The organism is Tepidiforma sp., assembly GCF_026419595.1.
GTDB lineage: Bacteria > Chloroflexota > Dehalococcoidia > Tepidiformales > Tepidiformaceae > Tepidiforma.
In genome coordinates this window covers 117304-134151 of record NZ_JANZZD010000001.1, presented here as the reverse complement: position 1 = coordinate 134151, position 16848 = coordinate 117304, and the positions used below count along the sequence as shown (strand labels likewise).

Annotated in this window: 16 protein-coding genes; 10 read left to right on the top strand and 6 right to left on the bottom strand. The window is 70.6% G+C overall.

All coding sequences use genetic code 11. The annotated features are described in order from the left end of the window. Positions 1–104 precede the first annotated feature (104 nt). On the top strand, positions 105–926 hold the full coding sequence (locus N2041_RS00635; protein WP_297674824.1) for an aldo/keto reductase: 822 nt from the start codon (positions 105–107) through the stop codon (positions 924–926). Here the strand turns inward: N2041_RS00635 and N2041_RS00630 are convergent. Together N2041_RS00630 and N2041_RS00625 are read right to left on the bottom strand one after the other, a co-directional pair. Further along, complete coding sequence (locus N2041_RS00630; protein ID WP_297674823.1) at positions 914–1141, bottom strand: hypothetical protein; 228 nt, start codon at positions 1139–1141, stop codon at positions 914–916. The two genes, N2041_RS00635 and N2041_RS00630, sit on opposite strands and share 13 nt — an antisense overlap. Then, positions 1141–1344, bottom strand: a complete 204-nt coding sequence (locus tag N2041_RS00625; protein ID WP_297674822.1) for a CDGSH iron-sulfur domain-containing protein — start codon at positions 1342–1344, stop codon at positions 1141–1143. Before N2041_RS00625 ends, N2041_RS00630 begins: the two co-directional genes overlap by 1 nt. Before the next feature lie 93 nt (positions 1345–1437). On the opposite strand from N2041_RS00625, the gene N2041_RS00620 reads away from it, so the two are divergent. From N2041_RS00620 to N2041_RS00610, 3 genes are all read left to right on the top strand, one after another. Further along, positions 1438–2157: a (Fe-S)-binding protein gene (locus N2041_RS00620; protein ID WP_297674821.1), complete on the top strand. Its 720-nt coding sequence runs from the start codon at positions 1438–1440 to the stop codon at positions 2155–2157. Further along, positions 2154–3908, top strand: a complete 1755-nt coding sequence (locus N2041_RS00615; RefSeq protein WP_297674819.1) for an LUD domain-containing protein — start codon at positions 2154–2156, stop codon at positions 3906–3908. The genes N2041_RS00620 and N2041_RS00615 overlap by 4 nt, the downstream gene beginning before the upstream one ends. A 102-nt stretch (positions 3909–4010) precedes the next feature. After that, positions 4011–7481, top strand: a complete 3471-nt coding sequence (locus N2041_RS00610; protein ID WP_297674817.1) for a PAS domain S-box protein — start codon at positions 4011–4013, stop codon at positions 7479–7481. Positions 7482–7484: 3 nt separating this feature from the next. Here N2041_RS00610 and N2041_RS00605 read toward each other — a convergent pair whose 3' ends face one another. The 4 genes from N2041_RS00605 to N2041_RS00590 form a co-directional block, all read right to left on the bottom strand. Beyond that, entirely contained in the window at positions 7485–8423 is a 939-nt protein-coding gene (locus N2041_RS00605; RefSeq protein ID WP_297674815.1) for an MBL fold metallo-hydrolase, read from the bottom strand. Between the two features lie 54 nt (positions 8424–8477). Further along, positions 8478–9488: a molybdopterin-guanine dinucleotide biosynthesis protein MobB gene (locus N2041_RS00600; protein ID WP_297674814.1), complete on the bottom strand. Its 1011-nt coding sequence runs from the start codon at positions 9486–9488 to the stop codon at positions 8478–8480. A gap of 105 nt (positions 9489–9593) precedes the next feature. Then, entirely contained in the window at positions 9594–10493 is a 900-nt protein-coding gene (locus N2041_RS00595; RefSeq protein WP_297674813.1) for an SDR family NAD(P)-dependent oxidoreductase, read from the bottom strand. Positions 10494–10566: 73 nt separating this feature from the next. Then, positions 10567–11070, bottom strand: coding sequence for a hemerythrin domain-containing protein (locus N2041_RS00590; protein WP_297674811.1), 504 nt, complete (start codon positions 11068–11070; stop codon positions 10567–10569). Positions 11071–11186: 116 nt separating this feature from the next. Between N2041_RS00590 and N2041_RS00585 the strand changes: the two genes are divergently transcribed. The 6 genes from N2041_RS00585 to N2041_RS00560 all read left to right on the top strand — a co-directional run bounded on the left by N2041_RS00585 (position 11187) and on the right by N2041_RS00560 (position 16722). After that, positions 11187–11537, top strand: coding sequence for a rhodanese-like domain-containing protein (locus tag N2041_RS00585; RefSeq protein ID WP_297674810.1), 351 nt, complete (start codon positions 11187–11189; stop codon positions 11535–11537). Between the two features lie 149 nt (positions 11538–11686). Continuing rightward, positions 11687–12925 (top strand): branched-chain amino acid ABC transporter substrate-binding protein, encoded by a 1239-nt coding sequence (locus N2041_RS00580; protein WP_297674809.1) that lies wholly within the window; start codon positions 11687–11689, stop codon positions 12923–12925. Positions 12926–13028: 103 nt separating this feature from the next. Beyond that, positions 13029–13985, top strand: coding sequence for a branched-chain amino acid ABC transporter permease (locus N2041_RS00575; RefSeq protein WP_297674808.1), 957 nt, complete (start codon positions 13029–13031; stop codon positions 13983–13985). Beyond that, entirely contained in the window at positions 13978–15129 is a 1152-nt protein-coding gene (locus tag N2041_RS00570; protein WP_297674807.1) for a branched-chain amino acid ABC transporter permease, read from the top strand. The genes N2041_RS00575 and N2041_RS00570 overlap by 8 nt, the downstream gene beginning before the upstream one ends. Positions 15130–15161: 32 nt before the next feature. Next, positions 15162–16028 (top strand): ABC transporter ATP-binding protein, encoded by an 867-nt coding sequence (locus tag N2041_RS00565; protein ID WP_367187670.1) that lies wholly within the window; start codon positions 15162–15164, stop codon positions 16026–16028. Next, on the top strand, positions 16015–16722 hold the full coding sequence (locus N2041_RS00560) for an ABC transporter ATP-binding protein (RefSeq protein WP_297674804.1): 708 nt from the start codon (positions 16015–16017) through the stop codon (positions 16720–16722). Before N2041_RS00565 ends, N2041_RS00560 begins: the two co-directional genes overlap by 14 nt. The last annotated feature ends 126 nt before the right edge of the window (positions 16723–16848 follow it).

Genomic DNA, 16848 nt, shown 5'->3' with positions numbered 1-16848 from the left:
TCGCTGTCTCAGGTGTCGCGGCCGAACCCCGTTCGGCCGCCCCCGAGCGTACACCGCCGGCGTCTTGCTGTCCTACCCTGCTGGCGCCGCGCTACCCTCTCCTCGTGCCCATCCCGCTCCGCCCCTTCGGTTCGACTGGCCTCGACCTCCCCATCCTCGGCCTCGGCGCTATGGACACGCCCCATTCGCCCGACGCCTTCGCCACCGTCGCCGCCGCCATCGACCTCGGTGTCCGGCTCATCGATACCGCCCGCGACTACGAAGGTTCCGAACACCTCCTCGGCCGCGTCGTCCGCGAACACGGCGCGCCCGGCGTCCTCTTCGCCAGCAAAACCTTCCGCCGCAAGGCCAGCAGCGCCCAGTACGAAATCGACCGTTCCCTGCAGGTGCTCGGCCTCGAGACCATCGGCCTCTACCAGCTCCACGATGTCTCCACCCCGGAAGCGTGGGCGCAGGTAATGGCCCCCGGCGGCGCGCTCGAAGGCCTCCGCGCCGCGCAGGAGCGTGGCGCCATCCGCTTCATCGGCATCTCCACCCACAGCCTCGAAATCGGCCGCCTCGCCATCGAATCCGGCGCCTTCGATGCCGTCATGCTCGAGTACTCGGCCTTCTCCCCCGGATCGCGCCCCCTCCTCGACCTCGCCGGCGAACGCGGCGTCGCCGTCATCGTGATGCGGCCGCTCGGCGGGTCCGGCCGGACCAGCGCCATCCGCGGCCGCCTCGCCCGCGGCGGGGCGGGCATCCTCACGCCCGAGAACCTCCTCCGCTACGTGTGGACCCACCCGGCCGTCTCGGTCGCCATCCCGGGCGCGCGCCACCCGGACCGCGTCCGCGCCAACGCGGCCGCCGCGGAGGCGTTTTCACCGCTTTCGCCTGCTGAAGAGCGCGACCTCGAAGCCGCGGCCGCCCGCCTCTACGACGACTGAGCCCGGCGCCCCTCCTGCGGCAGGCGCACCGAGACCGTCGGCTGGCCGCTGGCCCCGACGCGAATCGCCAGCGCACCATCCCCGACCGTCACCGTGCCGGTCCGGTTCATCACCAGCCGGATGCCGCCCGGCAGCTCGACCCGCGCCGGCGTCCCTGCCCGCCGGGTACGCGACTTCCGCGTCGGCCGCGCCGCCGACCGCCGCCGCGCCGCCATCACCCGCCCGCCCGGGGTGCCGACTGGAACCGTTCCCGGTTGTGCGACCCGTCGCAGAACGGCTTCGTCGCCGAATGCCCGCACCGGCAGAGCGCCACCGCCTCCTTCCGCTCGAACTGGTTCCCCTCCGCGTCGACGACCACGAACTCCCCGCGGATGACGTACGGCCCGTGGTCCCGCACGGTGATGGTCGTTTCGGCCATGGTTCGAACCCTCCTGTCGATGCGTGCTGCGCCCGGCCCGGATCCTGCGGTACGCGTCACAGCCAGCGCAACATCCCGGCGTACAATGCCCCCATGGCCTCGGTCGCCCTGTTCGATCCCTGCTACCTCCAGGCGCTCCGCCCCGGCGATGCCGGAGATGCCCGCCGCGTCCTCGAGGCCCTTGGCGATACCGTCACCCTCATCGACGGCCGCTGCTGCGGCCAGCCTGCCTTCAACAGCGGCTTCCGCACCGAGGCCCGCACCGTGGGCCGCCAGCTGCTCAAAGCCGCCCGCGCCCATAGCGCCATCGTGACCACCTCCGGCTCCTGCACCGCGATGGTCCGCCACTACCTCCCCGGCCTGTGGCCGCCCCCGCGTGATGCTGCGGCGGCATCCATCGCCGCCCGCTTCGTCGACTTCGCGACGTACGTCGCCCGTCACCCGGGCCTCGACCGCCTCGGCCTCCGCCTCCCGGGCGTCGTCGTCCTCCACGAGTCCTGCCATTCCCGGCGCGAACTGCACGCCTCCGCCGCCATCAGCGCCATCCTCAGCCGCATCGACGGCCTCGAAGTCCGCGAACCCGCCTTCGCCGAGGAGTGCTGCGGCTTCGGCGGCACCTTTGCCGTCAAACAGCCCGAGACCTCGGTCGAAATCATGCGCGCGAAGCTCGCCGCCCTCGGCGCGACCGGCGCACGGGTCGTCGTCTCGCCCGACTACTCCTGCCTCGCCCACCTGCAGTCCGGCGCCGCCGGCCTCGGCATCCAGCTCGAAGCCTGGACGCTCCCCGAATTGCTCGCGAGGGCCCTCGCATGACCGGCTTCCGCACCCGCGCCCGCCGCGAAATCGCCGAAGAGCACCGCTCGGCCGCGCTCCTGCCCATCATGCGCAAGCTCGTCGCCGATTCCCGCGCGATGCTCGCTCGCGGTCCGGCCGACGCCCGCGACCGCGCCGCTGCCGCCCGCGCCGACGCCGTCGACCGGCTCGAAGAGCTGCAGCGCCGCCTCCGCGAACAGCTCGCCCTCCGCGGTGTCGGCTACCACCGCGCCGCCACCGCCGCCGAGGCCGTCGACATCGTCCGCCGCCTCCTCGGCGATGCCCGCCGCGTCGCCAAGTCCAAATCCATGGTCGCCGAGGAGATCGGCCTCACCCACGCGCTCCGCGAGGCCGGTATCGACGTCCTCGAGACCGACATCGGCGAGTACATCGTCGACCTCGAAGGCCGCGGACCGAGCCACGTCACCGCCCCCGCCGTCCACCTCAACCGCGCCCGCATCCGCGACCTCCTCGCGCGCGCCGGCGCCCCCCTGGAGACCGACGACCCGGTCGTCCTTTCGCAGCACATCCGCGACGTCGTCGGCCGCTACTTCCAGGACTGCGACGCCGCCATCACCGGCGCCAACACCGCCATCGCGAGCAGCGGCCGCTTCGCCATCGTCGAGAACGAAGGCAACGTCGCGCTCGGCGTCTCCCACCCGCGCAAGCACATCATCGTGACCGGCCTCGAGAAGGTCGTCGCCGACGAAGCCGGCGCCCTCGCCATCCTCCAGGTCCTCGCCCCCAGCGCGACGGCCCAGCCGCTCACCGCCTTCACCCACATCCTCGGCAGCCCGCCGCCCGGGCAGGAGCGCCACGTCGTCGTCGTCGATAACGGGCGCTCCCGCATCCTCGCCGACCCGCGCTACCGCGATGTCCTCCGCTGCATCCGCTGCGGCGCCTGCATGAACGCCTGCCCCGTCTACCGGGCCGTCAGCGGCCTCGCCTACGGCTCGCCCTACATGGGGCCGATCGGTGCGGTGCTGTCGCCGCTCCTCTGGCCGCGCGGTGGCCAGGCCGACCTCCCCTTTGCGAGCACCCTCTGCGGCGCCTGCACCGAAGCCTGCCCCGTCGGCATCCCCCTCCACCGCATGCTGCTCGACCTCCGCGCCGACGCCGTCGAGCGCGGCGCCGTCGCCGGCCGCGCTGAGCGCGCCGCCTGGAAGGCCTGGGCGGCAGCCTGCTCCCTCCCGACCGGCGCCCGCGCGGCCGCCGCGATGGCCCGTCTCGGTCTCCGGGGCGGCGGCCGCCTCGTCCGCCCGCTCGCCGCGCGCGGCGCCGACCCCCGCCTCCTGCCGGAGCCGGCCGAGCCGCACGATCCCGCCCTCCTCGCAGCCGCCGGCCCGGACCGCTCGGAGCGACCCGTTATCGCCCCGGAAGAGGTGCTCCCGCCGACGCCCGTGGAGCGCTTCCGTCTCCGCGCCGGCCAGATCGGTGTCGGCTTCCCCGCCGCTGCCCCCGCCAGCGCGCTCGAGCTCTCGGCCGCGGCTGCGGTCGCCTCGACCGGGTCCGTGCTCCTCACCGGTGCGCCCGTCGACCGCCGCGCCCTCCTCGCCGCCCCGGCCGTCGCGCTCCGCGTCGACCCCGCGACGGTCGTCGAATACCCGGCCGGCCTCGAACCCTACCTCGGCGCCGACGACGCCCTCATCCTCACCGGCCCCAGCCGCACGGCCGACATCGAGAAGGTCATCGTCCGCGGCATCCACGGCTCGCAGGAATATGCTGTTCTCCTCGAGCCGCCCATTGCCTGAGCGGTCCAGGTAGTCGAAGAATCTTCATCCGAAATAGGGAAATCCCTGAGGCAGCGCCCGCACCTTTCTTTTAGGATTCCCCTAACCAAAAGGAAGCCATCGGTGACATCCGACAAGGGCGAGCTTCAGCCACCGGACCCCGTGAGCGGCGAGCCACCGGCCTTCGAGGCCGGGGAGATTCCGCCCGGCATCTTCTTCGAGACGCACCCGCTGCCCGCCCTGGTCTTCGAGCGCGGCACCCTCCGCATCCTCGAAGCCAACCGCGCCGCCTGCGAGCTCTACGGCTACACCCCCGACGAGTTCCGCGCCCTCACCCTCGCCGATATCCGCCCGCCCGAGGATGTCCCCGCCCTCCGCCGCCTCGCCCGCGGCGAACGCGTCGAGCCGCCGCAGGGCTACTGGCGCCACCGCACCCGCGACGGCCGCGTGCTCCAGGTCCGCATCGCCGGCGAAAACATCACCTTTCGCGGCCATCCGGCGCGCGTCGCCTTCATCCTCGAATCCACCCCCGTCGAGGCTGCCCTCGCCCGCGCCCGCGATGCCGAGCAGCGCTACCGCACCCTCTTCGATTACGCCGGCCACGCCATCGTCGTTCTCGACCTCGATCTCCGCCGCTTCGTCGAAGCCAACGACGACGCCTGCCGCCTTTTCGGCCTGTCACGCGAAGAGCTGCTCGAGCGCGACCCCGTCGCCGTCAGCCCCGAATTCCAGCCTGGCGGCGAGCGCAGCGACGTCCTCGCCGCCGCCTACCTCGAACGCGCCCTCTCCGGCGAGCCGCTCGAGTTCGAATGGGTCCACCAGGACGCGGCAGGGCGCCGCATTCTCTGCGAAGTCCGCCTCATCCGCATGCCCCCGTTCGAGCGCCGCCTCATCCGCGGCGCCATCTTCGATATCCGCCAGCGCCGCGCCGCCGAGGCCGAACTCCTCCGCCGCGAACGCGAATTCCGCACGCTCGCTGAGAACTCCCCCGACCTCATCGTCCGCTTCGACGACGACCTCCGCATCGTCTATGCCAACCCGGCCGCCCTCGAAAGTGTCCGCGCCGACCTCCGCGCCGTCGCCGGCCGCCGCGCGGGCGAGCTCTTCCCGGGCAATGCCGCCCTCGAGCGCTGGGAGCGCGCCGTCGCCGCCGTCTTCGAAACCGGCCAGCCGCTCGTCCAGGAAGGCCCCTCCGACTTTCGCGGCCCCGGCGCCTACAGCCAGACGTGGCTCATCCCCGAACGGAACGACCGCGGCGAGGTCGAATCCGTCCTCTCCCTCACCCGCGACCTCACCGACCTCTACCGCACCTCCCTCGAGAACGCCCGCCTCGCGTCGATCGTCGCCTTCTCCCGCGACGCCATGATTACGACCGACCTCTCCGGCGCCATCACCACCTGGAATCGCGGCGCCGAACTCGCCCTCGGCTACACCGCCGACGAGGTCCTCGGCCGCACCACCGAGTTCCTGTTCGAGCCCGAAGCCCGGCACGTCCGCCTCGAAATCCGCCGCCGCGTCCTCGCCGGCGAGAGCATCGAAGACATGGAGCGCACCTGGCGCCGCAAGGACGGCGGCACCGTCATCCTCGCCACCTCCTACTTCCCCCTCCGCGACGCCTCCGGCGCCATCGTCGGCATCGGCAGCGTCGCCCGCGATGTCACCGAGCGCGCCGCGGCCCGCGCCGCCCTCCGCGAAAGCGAGCAGCGCTTCCGCACGCTCGCTGACGCCGCGCCCATCATGATCTGGACCGCCGGCGCCGACGGACAAACGGATTTTCTATCCCGGAGTTGGCGGGAATTTACGGGACGAAGCGATGAAGATCTCGGCAGCGGCTGGGCCGAAGTAATTCATCCCGACGACTTGCCGGCGGTCATTGACCTCTACTGGGAGTCGATATCGCGCCGCGCTCCATACTCCATGCGATATCGGCTGCGGCACCATACCGGTGCCTACCGTTATATGCTCGAATACGCCACCCCCCGCTTCGATGACAGCGGCGCCTTCGTCGGCCAGATCGGCTGCGTCATCGACATCCACGACGCCGTCCTCGCCGAAGAAGCCCTCCGCCAGAGCGAGACCCGCCTCCGCCAGCTGCTCGATGCCGTCTCAGCCGCCGTCTGGGTCTCCGATGGCGTCAACGCCCTGTTCGTCAACGCCGAGATGGAGCGGCTGACCGGCTACCCTCGCGAGCAGCTGATGGCGCCCGGCTTTCTCGCCTCGCTCATCGCCCCCGACGATATCCCGGTCATGGTCGAGCATTTCCAGCGCCGCCAGGCCGGCCTCGAACAGGTCTCCCGCTTCACGATCAGGGTCACCGCCGCCGACGGCCAGGTTCGCCACCTCCGCGTCGCCGCCTCGCCCTTCCAGGTCGACGGCCGCCCGGCCACCCTCCTCTCCGCCCTCGATACCACCGACCTCGTCCGCGCCGAGGAGGAGCGCCGGCGCTTCGACCTCCAGATGCAGCAAACCCAGAAGCTCGAGAGCCTCGGCGTCCTCGCCGGCGGCATCGCCCACGATTTCAACAACCTGCTCGTCGCCATCCTCGGCAACGCCGGCCTCGCCCTCATGGAGCTCCCGCCCGAGTCGCCAGCCCGCCAGACGGTCCTCGCCATCGAAACGGCGGCCCAGCGCGCCGCCGAACTCACCCGCCAGATGCTCGCCTACTCCGGCAAGGGCAAGTTCGTCATCGAACGCCTCAACCTCTCCCGCGTCGTCGAAGAGATGGCCCACCTGCTCGAGGTCTCGGTCTCCAAGCGCGCCGTCCTCAAGTACCGCTTCGCGCCCAACCTCCCCGCCATAGAAGGCGACGCCACGCAAATCCGCCAGGTCATCATGAACCTCATCACCAACGCGTCCGATGCCATCGGCGAGCGTTCCGGCGTCATCTCCGTCTCCACCGGCCTCCTTTTCGCCGACCGCGCCTACCTGAAGACCGCCTACATGGACGACGACCTGCCCGAGGGCGACTACGTCTACCTCGAAGTCGCCGATACCGGCGTCGGCATGGACGAAGAGACCGCCGCCCGCATCTTCGACCCCTTCTTCACCACGAAGTTCACGGGCCGCGGGCTCGGCCTTGCCGCCGTCCTCGGCATCGTCCGCAGCCACCGCGGCGCCATCAAGCTCTACACCGAGCCCGGCCGCGGCACGACCTTCAAGATCCTCTTCCCGGCCGCCGGCGCGCCCGCCGTGCCCGCCCCCGCAGCGCCTGCGGTTGCCGCGGCGCCGCCGCGCGGGGGCACCATCCTCGTCGTCGATGACGACGAAACCGTCCGCAACGTCACCCGCCGCATGCTCGAACAGGTCGGCTACACCGTGCTCCAGGCCGCCGACGGCAGCGAAGCCCTTCGCTGCTACCGCGAGCACCCGGGCATCGATCTCGTCCTGCTCGACATGACCATGCCGCACATGGACGGCGAAGAGACCTTCCGCGAACTCCGCCGCATCGACCCGCGCGTCCGCGTCCTCCTCACGTCCGGCTACAACGAACAGGATGCCACCGACCGCTTCGCCGGGAAGGGACTCGCCGGCTTCATCCAGAAGCCCTACCGGCCGCAGGACCTCCTCGAAAAGGTCCGCGAGGCGCTCGGCTGAGCCTCAGGCGAGGCAGCGCAGCGGCTTCCCGCCGTTGAACGCCAGCATCTCGGCGAACATCTGCCGAAAATCGAGCGGCGTGCCGCGCGGTTCGCCCCGCAGTTCGCTGTACACCCGGTGCAGGTTCGGCACGATGCGTTCCCGGTCGTGCCACTCGGCGAACTCGCCGAAGTCCAGCTGCCCCGCCAGCTCCAGCGGCGGAACGCCCCGTTCGAACCCCTCGCGCCCGGCGCGCACCAGCCATTCGAGGTAGCGCCGGACCTGCGCCAGCACCTTCGGCCCCGCCACCGGCCCGTGCCCGGGCACGATCGTCTCCGCTCCCAGCGCCTCCAGCCGGTCCAGCGCATCCAGCCAGCCGCCTACGGAGCCGCCGAGCGCGAACGGCGTGCCGCCGTTGAACACGAGGTCGCCGCTGAACAGCAGCTTCCGCTCCGGGATCCAGGCCACGATGTCGTTCGTCGTGTGCGCCGGACCCATGAACAGCAGCTCGACCCGCAAGTCGTCGACGTAGACGTTCAGCCGGTCGTCGAACGTCACCGTCGGCGGCGTCACCGGGCAGTCGCCGAAGTCGACCATCGGGAAGAGTGCATACGCCGCGTTCCCGGCGGCGATGATCTCCTGCCGGCACCGCTCGCTCGCGATGATGGCGCTGGCCGGCGCGAACATGAAGTTCCCGTGCGTGTGGTCGCCGTGGCTGTGCGTATTGATGAGGGCGCTCACCGGGAGCTCCGTCACCTGCCGGACCGCCGCATGGAACGCCCGCGCCCGCTTCTCCGTCCCGGTCGTATCGATGACCGTCGCCGAACGGCTGCCGACGATGCAGCCCGCGTTGTTCAGGAACCAGCTGCCGTCCAGCTGGATGTAGGCGTAGATGCCCGGGCTCACTTCTTCAATCGTGGGCGGCGGCACCTCCTCGTGCGCCGCCGGCAGCTGCGTCGACACTCGGCACCCCCTCCGGCGTGGTGCGCGGAGTCTAGCAGCCTGCCCGCCGCAGGGTCAGCGGCCTGCCGCGCACGGCCGGCAGCGCGGGCCCGCCGCCGTCAGCACCTCCCGCCCGTCCGCCACTTCCTCGCCGCAGGCCCCGCACGTCACCCGCCGCCGCGGCGGCCCCGGCAGTTCCATCTCGCCCAGCGGCTCCGCGGCCTCGCGCACCGTGAACAACTCCGTCTCCGGCCACGCCAGGTAGGCCGCGGCCTGCGCTGCGTGGCGTCCCTCGCCCGCTTCGCCCACCCGCTCCCGCAGGTCGCCGCGCGCGGCCACGCGCACCGCCCGTCCCGTCTGCAGGTCCCAGAAGGTGGCCGCCAGCTTGCCATAATCAATGAATCGCAGCGTCCGCTTCCCCGGCCGGCAGCCCGTCACCGCCTGGATCGCGTCCGCCGCGCACCGGTCGATCTCCACCCGCACGACGAGCCGCTTCTCATGGTCCGGCAGCTCGATGCCCAGCAGCCGCCCGGCGTACCGAGCCAGCCGCGTCCCGAGGATGAGGCCGGCGCAGGCGTGCTCCCCGTGCGCCGCACGCGCCCGCCGCAGCGCCCGATCCAGCTCCAGGTCGCGCGGCAGCAGCTCGCGGATTGCCCCGGCCGCCCGGTCCGCCGCCCCGTCGAGGTCGGCGAGCGACCACGTCGCGAGCGTGGCTTCCCCCTCTGCCGCCTCGATGAGCTCCGACCGGACCACCGGGTGCGGCTCCGGCGCGTGCGTCTCGAGCAGCACGAGGTCGATCTCCGGCGGGAAGCTGCGGATGAGCGTCTTCGCCGCGTCGTCGCCCGGCGGAAACGTCAGCTGCAGCCGGTCGGGGCAGGCAATCGCCATCGCCGCCGGACCCGCGGCCCACACCCGGCCAGAGGCCTTCTCCGGCAGGTCGAGCCCGTGGTGCGTCCGCTTGGCATAGCCGATGCGGATGCCCGGCGGTGCCAGGCGTTCGATGAGCGCGCAGACCATGGCCGTCTTCCCCGAGCGCGACGGTCCCCGGATGGCAACGACGATCGGCCCGATTGCTGGCGCCTCCATGGGAACCCCCGGCCGCGGCAGCGGCATGCCCAGCATCCCGCACCACCGCGCCCGGTCGCCGGCCGCAGGGCGCGAAAACCCTGCCCCGGTCGGCCCCGGCGCGCGCTACTGGACGGGCGGGATGAACTGCTTGAACGTCGGCTCCATCCGGTCGAACAGCTCATCCACCGTCCACATCTTCGACCCCTGCAGCACCACTTGCGGCGCGATGTTGTTGTAAAGGGTGATCCGGTAGCCGGCGATCCCGAAGCAGCGCCCCGTGATCCACCCGCCCGCGTCGCTCGCGAGGTACACCAGCGGCGGCGCGATGTTCGCCGGGTCCCGCTCCGTCCCCTTCGCCGCGTCCGAAATCACCCGGTTCGCGCCCTGCGCCGAGCGCTCCGTCGGCACCGTGTCCGTCATCCGCGTCGCCGCGCCGGGCGCGATCGAATTCGCCGTCACCCCGTACCGCCCCAGCGCCCGCGCGCAGCTCAGCGTGAACCCCCAGATGCCCATCTTCGCCGCCGCGTAGTTCGGCTGCCCCGGCGCGCCGAACAGCCCCGAGCCGGAGGTGAAGTTGATGAGCCGCCCGCCGCTCCGCGATTGCCGCCAGTAGAGCGAAGCGAACTTCGTCGTTGCGAACGTCCCCTTCATGTGCACACGAACTACCGCGTCCCACTCCTCCTCCGTCATGTTGAACACCATCCGGTCCCGGAGGATGCCCGCCACGTTCACGAGGATGTCGAGCTGCCCCCACCGGTCCAGCACCGTCCGCACCATGTCCTCTGCCGCGTCGAGGTCGGCGACGTCCCCGTAGTGGGCGACCGCTTCGCCGCCCGCAGCCTGGATGTCGGCCACCGTCTGCGCGGCTGGCGAGGCGTCCGCGCCTTCGCCCCCGACCGAGGTGCCGAGGTCGTTGACGAGGACCTTGCAGCCCTCCTGTGCGAACAGCAGCGCCACCTCCCGCCCGATGCCGCGCCCCGCGCCCGTGATGATCGCCGTCTTCCCGGCAAGCCGACCAGCCATGTGCGTGCCCCCTGAATTCGAACGCAGGTGTGGCCCGCAAGCTTACCCTCACGTCAACGTTCGCGAAACGCCCTCACCCCGCCGCCTTCGCCGTCGCGATTCGCTCGCTGTTCTCTACCAGCACGTTCACCTGGCTCTCGCTCAGGTGCGCATCCAGCAGCGGCAGGAACGCCGCATCCTCGCTCTCCAGGTGCGCCCGCGCGAGCCCGTACAGCCCGAACAGCAGCGGCTGCAGGTACCGCCCGTACGCGCAAGTGTCGCCGTCCTTCTCCGCCGCCGCGGCGACCTTCCGCAGGTCCGAGGCCATCTCCCGCAGCGCCTCGTGCTGCAGCTTCAGCGCCTCGCACGCGCCCGTCATGCCGAACACGCCATCGATGGTCGGGAAGAGCGTGAACTCCTCCGCTTCCGACGCCGGCAGCAGGAGCCCGTCCACGTACCGGAGCGCCTCCGCCAGCGCCGCCCGCGCCGCGCGTTCGTCCCCGCCGCCGGCCGCCGCGCCCGCCTTCGCCAGCGCCTGCAAACCCGGCCGCAGCGACATCCGCCATTCCCGGTACGGCCCGATGACCCTCTCGTCCATCGCGCGTCCTCCGTTCGACTTCCCGCGAGTCTGACGCCCGCGCCATTCCCCGGCAACTGACGGGGTGCCGTGCTACCCTGTTTCCCACACCCCAGCGCACGAAACCGGAGACGACCGTGGCCACCAAAGACCCCCGCGAGCCCTTCACCCGCATCTCGGTGCAGGAGGCGAAAGAAAAGCTCGACCGCGGCGAAGCCGTCATGATCGACGTCCGCGAGCCGCACGAATACGTCGAAGTGCACGCGAAGGGCGCCCGCCTCATCCCCGTCAATACGGTCATCAACGAAGTGAAGCAGATCCGCGAGTTCGCCAACGGCAAAGAAGTCCTCTTCATCTGCCGCAGCGGCCAGCGCAGCGCTCTCGCCGCCGAATTCGCCACCGCCGCCGGCCTCGATGACCTCCCGCTCTACAACGTCGAAGGCGGCACCCTCGCCTGGGTCGAAGCCGGCTACCCCACCGGCGACTGAGCGCCCTCGCTTCCCCTTTACCGGCGGGTAAACACGCCTTGACCATCGGCGAAAGCCATGCCTAGGATTCCGCGACTGCGGGCGCCGTAATCCGCTCACGCTTCGTGCGGCCCACTCAGCGCAGTCAGCCACAGAGGAGGGAATCCAGCATGTTCGGTCGCAAAGGTCGAAGCAGGTTCGCCTGGCTCCTCCTCGCCGCCTCGTTCGCCATGGTCCTCGCCGCAGCCTGCGGCGGCGACGATGACGACTCGGGCAGCGGCGGGGACGTCACCTACGGCAAAGCCGGCTTCAAGACCGTCGAAATCGCCGCCGGCCAGCCGATCAAGATCGGCTACTCCGGTCCGCTCTCCGGCGACCTCAAGGGCATCGGCGAGCCGATCCTGAAGGCCATCGAGCTCGCCGCCAAGGACAAGACCATCAAGGGCCACAGCATCCAGATCGTCGCCAAGGACGACCTCTGCTCGGCCGACGGCGGCGCCTCGGCCGCCACCCAGCTGCTCCAGGAAGGCGTCGTCGCCGTCGTGGGCCCCATCTGCTCCGGCGCCGTCGTCGCCGCCCAGCCCCAGTACGAGCAGGCCGGTATCACGCACGTCTCGCCGTCCTCCACCGCCCACAAGCCCACCTACCCGGACCGCGGCCAGGTCTTCGAGACCTTCCTCCGCACCACCTACTCCGACGATATCCAGGGCCCGGCCCAGGCGAAGTTCGCCATCCAGACCCTCGGCGCCAAGACCGCCTACGTCGTCTACGACACCGACGCCTACGGCACCGGCCTGCGCGACGCCTTCACGAAGGCGTACGAGAAGGAAGGCGGCAAGGTCGTCGGCAGCGAAGGCTTCGAAAAGAAGCAGACCGACTTCAAGGCCATCGTCACCAACATCAAGAACGCCAAGCCCGACCTCGTCTACTTCGCCGGCTTCTACTCCGAGGCGACCCCCTTCATCAAGCAGCTCCGCGCCGAGATGAAGGACGTCAAGTTCCTCGGCGGCGACGGCGTCAAGAACGACGAGTTCATCAAGGGCGCCGGCGCCGATGCCGAGGGCGCCTACCTCTCGCTGCCCAGCCCGGTCTACACCGGCGAGGCCTACAAGACCTTCGGCGACCTCTTCGAAAAGGAAACCGGCATCAAGCGCGATGCCAGCCCCTTCGTCGCCGAGGCCTACGACGCCGCCACCGTCATCATCCGCGCCCTCGAAAAAGTCGCGCAGGAGAAGGACGGCAAGCTCGTCATCGACCTCAAGAAGCTGAACGAAGAAATCCGCAAGACCGAGCTCGACGGCGCCTCCGGCAAGATCAAGTTCGACGCACGCGGCGAAAACGTCGGCGGTGAGACGCCCGTCAGCCTCTTCCAGGTCAAGAACGGCGCCTTCGAACAGCTGAAGCAGTAGCGTCCCGGGGCCGAACGCCCCATACTCGCGCATCGCAGCGGAGAGGCGCCGGACACGGCGCCTCTCCGCGCGTCATCCAACCCGCCCGGCAGTGGAGCCCCGCATGCCCGTCGCGCTCACCCTCTCCGTCAGCTTCTGGTCCGACCAGTTCGTCAACGGCCTCACCACCGGCAGCCTCTACGCCCTCATCGCCCTCGGCTACACGATGGTCTACGGCGTCCTCAAGATGATTAACTTCGCCCACGGCGAAGTCTTCATGCTCGGCTCGTTCGCAGGCTACGGCGCCCTCGTCGCCATGGGCGGCAACGAGCTCTCGGGGCCCGTCATCGCCCTCGCCATCCTCGGCGCCGTCATCGTCGCCATGAGCGCGTCCGTCAGCGCCTCCGTGGTCATCGAGCGGCTCGCCTATCGCCCGCTGCGCGGCGCCCCCCGCCTCGCGCCGCTCATCAGCGCGATCGGCGTCTCCATCTTCCTCCAGTACCTCGTCCTCGAGCAGACCTCCGCCCGCGCGAAGTTCTACCCCGATATCTTTCCCCGCGGCTCGATCGGCGCCGGCCCCTTCGAAATCACCTACATCCAGCTCTTCCTCATCGCCAGCTCGGTCGCGATGATGGCGCTCCTCTACGCCGTCATCCAGCGCACCCGCCTCGGCCGCGCCATCCGCGCCGTCGCCGAAAACCCCACCAACGCCTCCCTCATGGGCGTTGACGTCAACCGCACCATCGTCTTCGTCTTCATCCTCGGCGCAGCGATGGCGGGGGTCGCCGGCGTGCTCTACGGCCTCTTCTTCCAGACCATCCGCGGGTCGATGGGCTTCATCCCGGGCATCAAGGCCTTCACCGCGGCCGTCCTCGGGGGCATCGGCAGCATCCCCGGCGCCATGGCCGGCGGCTACGTTCTCGGCCTCGCCGAGACGGTGGGCCGCGAACTGCTGAACGAACTCCCGGGCGTCAACCTCGGCAACCAGTGGCGCGACGTCATCGCCTTCACGCTCCTCGTCACCATCCTCATCTTCCGGCCCACCGGCATCTTCGCCCAGCGGAGCACCACCCGTGCCTGACCGCGCCGCCCCTCCGCCTGCCTGGGCCCGAACGCTCGCCCGCATCCGCTGGCCCCTCTTCATCGCCCTCGCCTGCCTTCTCCCCTTCGTCCTCACCGACGTCTGGGTCCAGATGCTCGTCTTCGTCGCCCTGTTCGTCGTCCTCGGGCTCGGCCTCAACGTCGTCGTCGGCTTCGCCGGCCTGCTCGACCTCGGCTACGTCGCCTTCTTCGCCGCCGGCGCCTACACCATGGGCCTGCTCACCTCGCCCGGCTCCCCCATCGATGCCGGCCTCAACTTCTGGCTCATCCTCCCGATGGGGATCCTCATCGCCAGCGGCGTCGGCCTCCTCCTCGGCCTCCCGGTGCTTCCCCTTCGCGGCGACTACCTCGCCATCGTCACCCTCGGCTTCGGCGAAATCATCCGCCTCTTCCTCATCAACCGCGACGACCTCACCCGCGGCTCGCAGGGCCTCTCGGCCATCCCCCGGCCCGACCTCTTCGGCTACCGCATCGACTCCTTCACCGAATGGTTCTACTTCGTCGTCGCCGCCGCGGTCATCGTCGGCTTCTGCACGAGCCGCCTCCGCGACTCCCGAATCGGCCGCGCCTGGGAAGCCATCCGCGAAGACGAAGACGTCGCCGCCGCCATGGGCGTGAATACCACCAAGTACAAGCTCCTCGCCTTCGCCAGCGGCGCCGCCATCGGCGGCCTCGGCGGCGTCATCTACGCCGCCTTCATCGGCTTCATCAGCCCGGCCGCTTTCTCGCTCCAGGTGAGCATCGACGTACTCGCCATCGTCATCATCGGCGGCATGGGCTCCACCCCCGGCGTCATCCTCGGCTCGCTCATCCTCATCGGCGTGCCACGCATCCTCCAGTTCCGCGAAACGAGCGACTTCCTCGCGAACCTCGGCTGGCTGCGCGACGGCCTCAACGGCCTCATCGGCGCCGTCGATGCCGTCACCCCGGGCAGCATCGGCCGCCTGCCCCCGGCCGAGACGTGGGGCGCCCAGATCGCCGACGACACCCGCTTCATCATCTTCGGCGCGCTCCTCGTCATCGTCATGGTGCTTCGCCCTTCCGGCCTCTGGCCCTCCTCCCGCCGCCGGCTCGAATTCGCCCACGACGATACCCCCGCGCCCGCCCCGGTGGCCGCCCCGTGACCGCCGCCGAACTCGTCGTCGACGGCCTCGGCATGCAGTTCGAGGGCCTCACCGCCCTCGCCGACGTCTCCCTGCGCGTGCCCCCCGGCGAAATCCACGGCCTCATCGGCCCGAACGGCGCCGGCAAGACCACCTTCTTCAACTGCCTCACCGGCTTCTACCGCCCGACCTCTGGCGCTGTCTACCTCACCGGCCAGCGTATCGACGGCCTCCCGCCCCACGTCATCACGGGACTCGGCATCGCCCGCACCTTCCAGAACATCCGCCTCTTCGCGAACATGACGGTGCTCGAGAACGTCCTCGTCGGCCAGCACCAGCACATCCCCGTCGGCGGCACGGACATCCTCAGCACCCGGCGGCCCGTCTACCCTACCGCCGTCGAACGCATCCTCATCCTCCGCGGATTCCCCCGCGCAGCCGTCAACGGCGTCATCGAAATCGCCGGCGCGATCGCCCGCCCACCGAAGGTGCGCGCCGCCGAGGCCGCTGCCGTCGCCCGCGGTCGCGAGCTCCTCGCCGCCGTCGGCCTCCGCGGCCGCGAGAACGACCTCGCCCGCAACCTCCCCTACGGCGACCAGCGCCGGCTCGAAATCGCCCGCGCCCTCGCCACCAGCCCCTCCCTCCTCCTCCTCGACGAGCCCACCGCCGGCATGAACCCCCAGGAAGCCACCGCCATGGTCGGCCTCATCCGCCGCATCCGCGACGAATTCGACACCACCATCATCCTCATCGAACACCAGATGCGCGTCGTCATGGGCGTCTGCGAGAACATCACCGTCCTCGATTACGGCCGAAAAATCGCCGAGGGCCCGCCCGCAGCCATCCAGCGCAACCCGACCGTCATCGAGGCCTACCTCGGCACCCGCGCCATCCAGGGAGGCGGCCATGCCGCTCCTTGACGTCCGCGACCTCCGCGCCGGCTACGGCGCCATCCTCGCCGTCAAAGGCATCTCCCTCCACGTCGATGAAGGCGAAATCGTCACCCTTATCGGCTCCAACGGCGCCGGCAAGTCGACCACCCTCCGCGCCATTTCTGGCGTCATCCGGCCCCGCGGCGGCGAGGTCACCTTCGACGGCCAGCGCATCGACCGCCTCGAGCCCCACGCCATCGTCCGCCTCGGCCTCTCCCACGTTCCCGAAGGCCGCGGCATCTTCCACAGCCTCTCCGTCTACGAAAACCTGCTCATGGGCGCCTACACCCGCGGCGACGCCCTCCACGACGACCTCGAACGGGTCTACCGCCTCTTTCCCCGTCTCAAAGAACGCCTCCGCCAGCCCGGCGGCACCCTCTCCGGCGGCGAACAGCAGATGCTCGCCATCGGCCGCGCCCTCATGGCCCGGCCGCGCCTCCTCCTCCTCGATGAGCCCTCCATGGGCCTCTCACCCGTCCTCGTCGAGACCATCTTCGAAACCATCCAGGCGATCCGCCGCGAAGGCGCCACCGTCCTCCTCGTCGAACAGAACGCCCTCATGGCGCTCGAGATCGCCGACCGCGCCTACGTCCTCGAATCCGGCGAAATCACCCTCGCCGGCACCGGCGCCGAACTCTCCCGCGACGATTCCGTCCGCCGCGCCTACCTCGGCGAAGGCTGAGCCGCCGCCCGCTCGACCGGGAGCCCGCTCCGGGTACGATCTCCCGGTCACGCTCGCCGCCGTGCGCACCGTCGCCCGCTAATGGACCGGACACGGGACAGCGCGGACACGAATCGGGCACAATGC

Coding starts and splice junctions, on each gene's coding strand:
- N2041_RS00630 (WP_297674823.1), bottom strand. CDS start 1,141: ATGGCGGCGCGGCGGCGGTCGGCGGCGCGGCCGACGCGGAAGTCGCGT.
- N2041_RS00625 (WP_297674822.1), bottom strand. CDS start 1,344: ATGGCCGAAACGACCATCACCGTGCGGGACCACGGGCCGTACGTCATC.
- N2041_RS00620 (WP_297674821.1), top strand. CDS start 1,438: ATGGCCTCGGTCGCCCTGTTCGATCCCTGCTACCTCCAGGCGCTCCGC.
- N2041_RS00615 (WP_297674819.1), top strand. CDS start 2,154: ATGACCGGCTTCCGCACCCGCGCCCGCCGCGAAATCGCCGAAGAGCAC.
- N2041_RS00600 (WP_297674814.1), bottom strand. CDS start 9,488: ATGGAGGCGCCAGCAATCGGGCCGATCGTCGTTGCCATCCGGGGACCG.
- N2041_RS00595 (WP_297674813.1), bottom strand. CDS start 10,493: ATGGCTGGTCGGCTTGCCGGGAAGACGGCGATCATCACGGGCGCGGGG.
- N2041_RS00590 (WP_297674811.1), bottom strand. CDS start 11,070: ATGGACGAGAGGGTCATCGGGCCGTACCGGGAATGGCGGATGTCGCTG.
- N2041_RS00580 (WP_297674809.1), top strand. CDS start 11,687: ATGTTCGGTCGCAAAGGTCGAAGCAGGTTCGCCTGGCTCCTCCTCGCC.
- N2041_RS00575 (WP_297674808.1), top strand. CDS start 13,029: ATGCCCGTCGCGCTCACCCTCTCCGTCAGCTTCTGGTCCGACCAGTTC.
- N2041_RS00565 (WP_367187670.1), top strand. CDS start 15,162: ATGCAGTTCGAGGGCCTCACCGCCCTCGCCGACGTCTCCCTGCGCGTG.
- N2041_RS00560 (WP_297674804.1), top strand. CDS start 16,015: ATGCCGCTCCTTGACGTCCGCGACCTCCGCGCCGGCTACGGCGCCATC.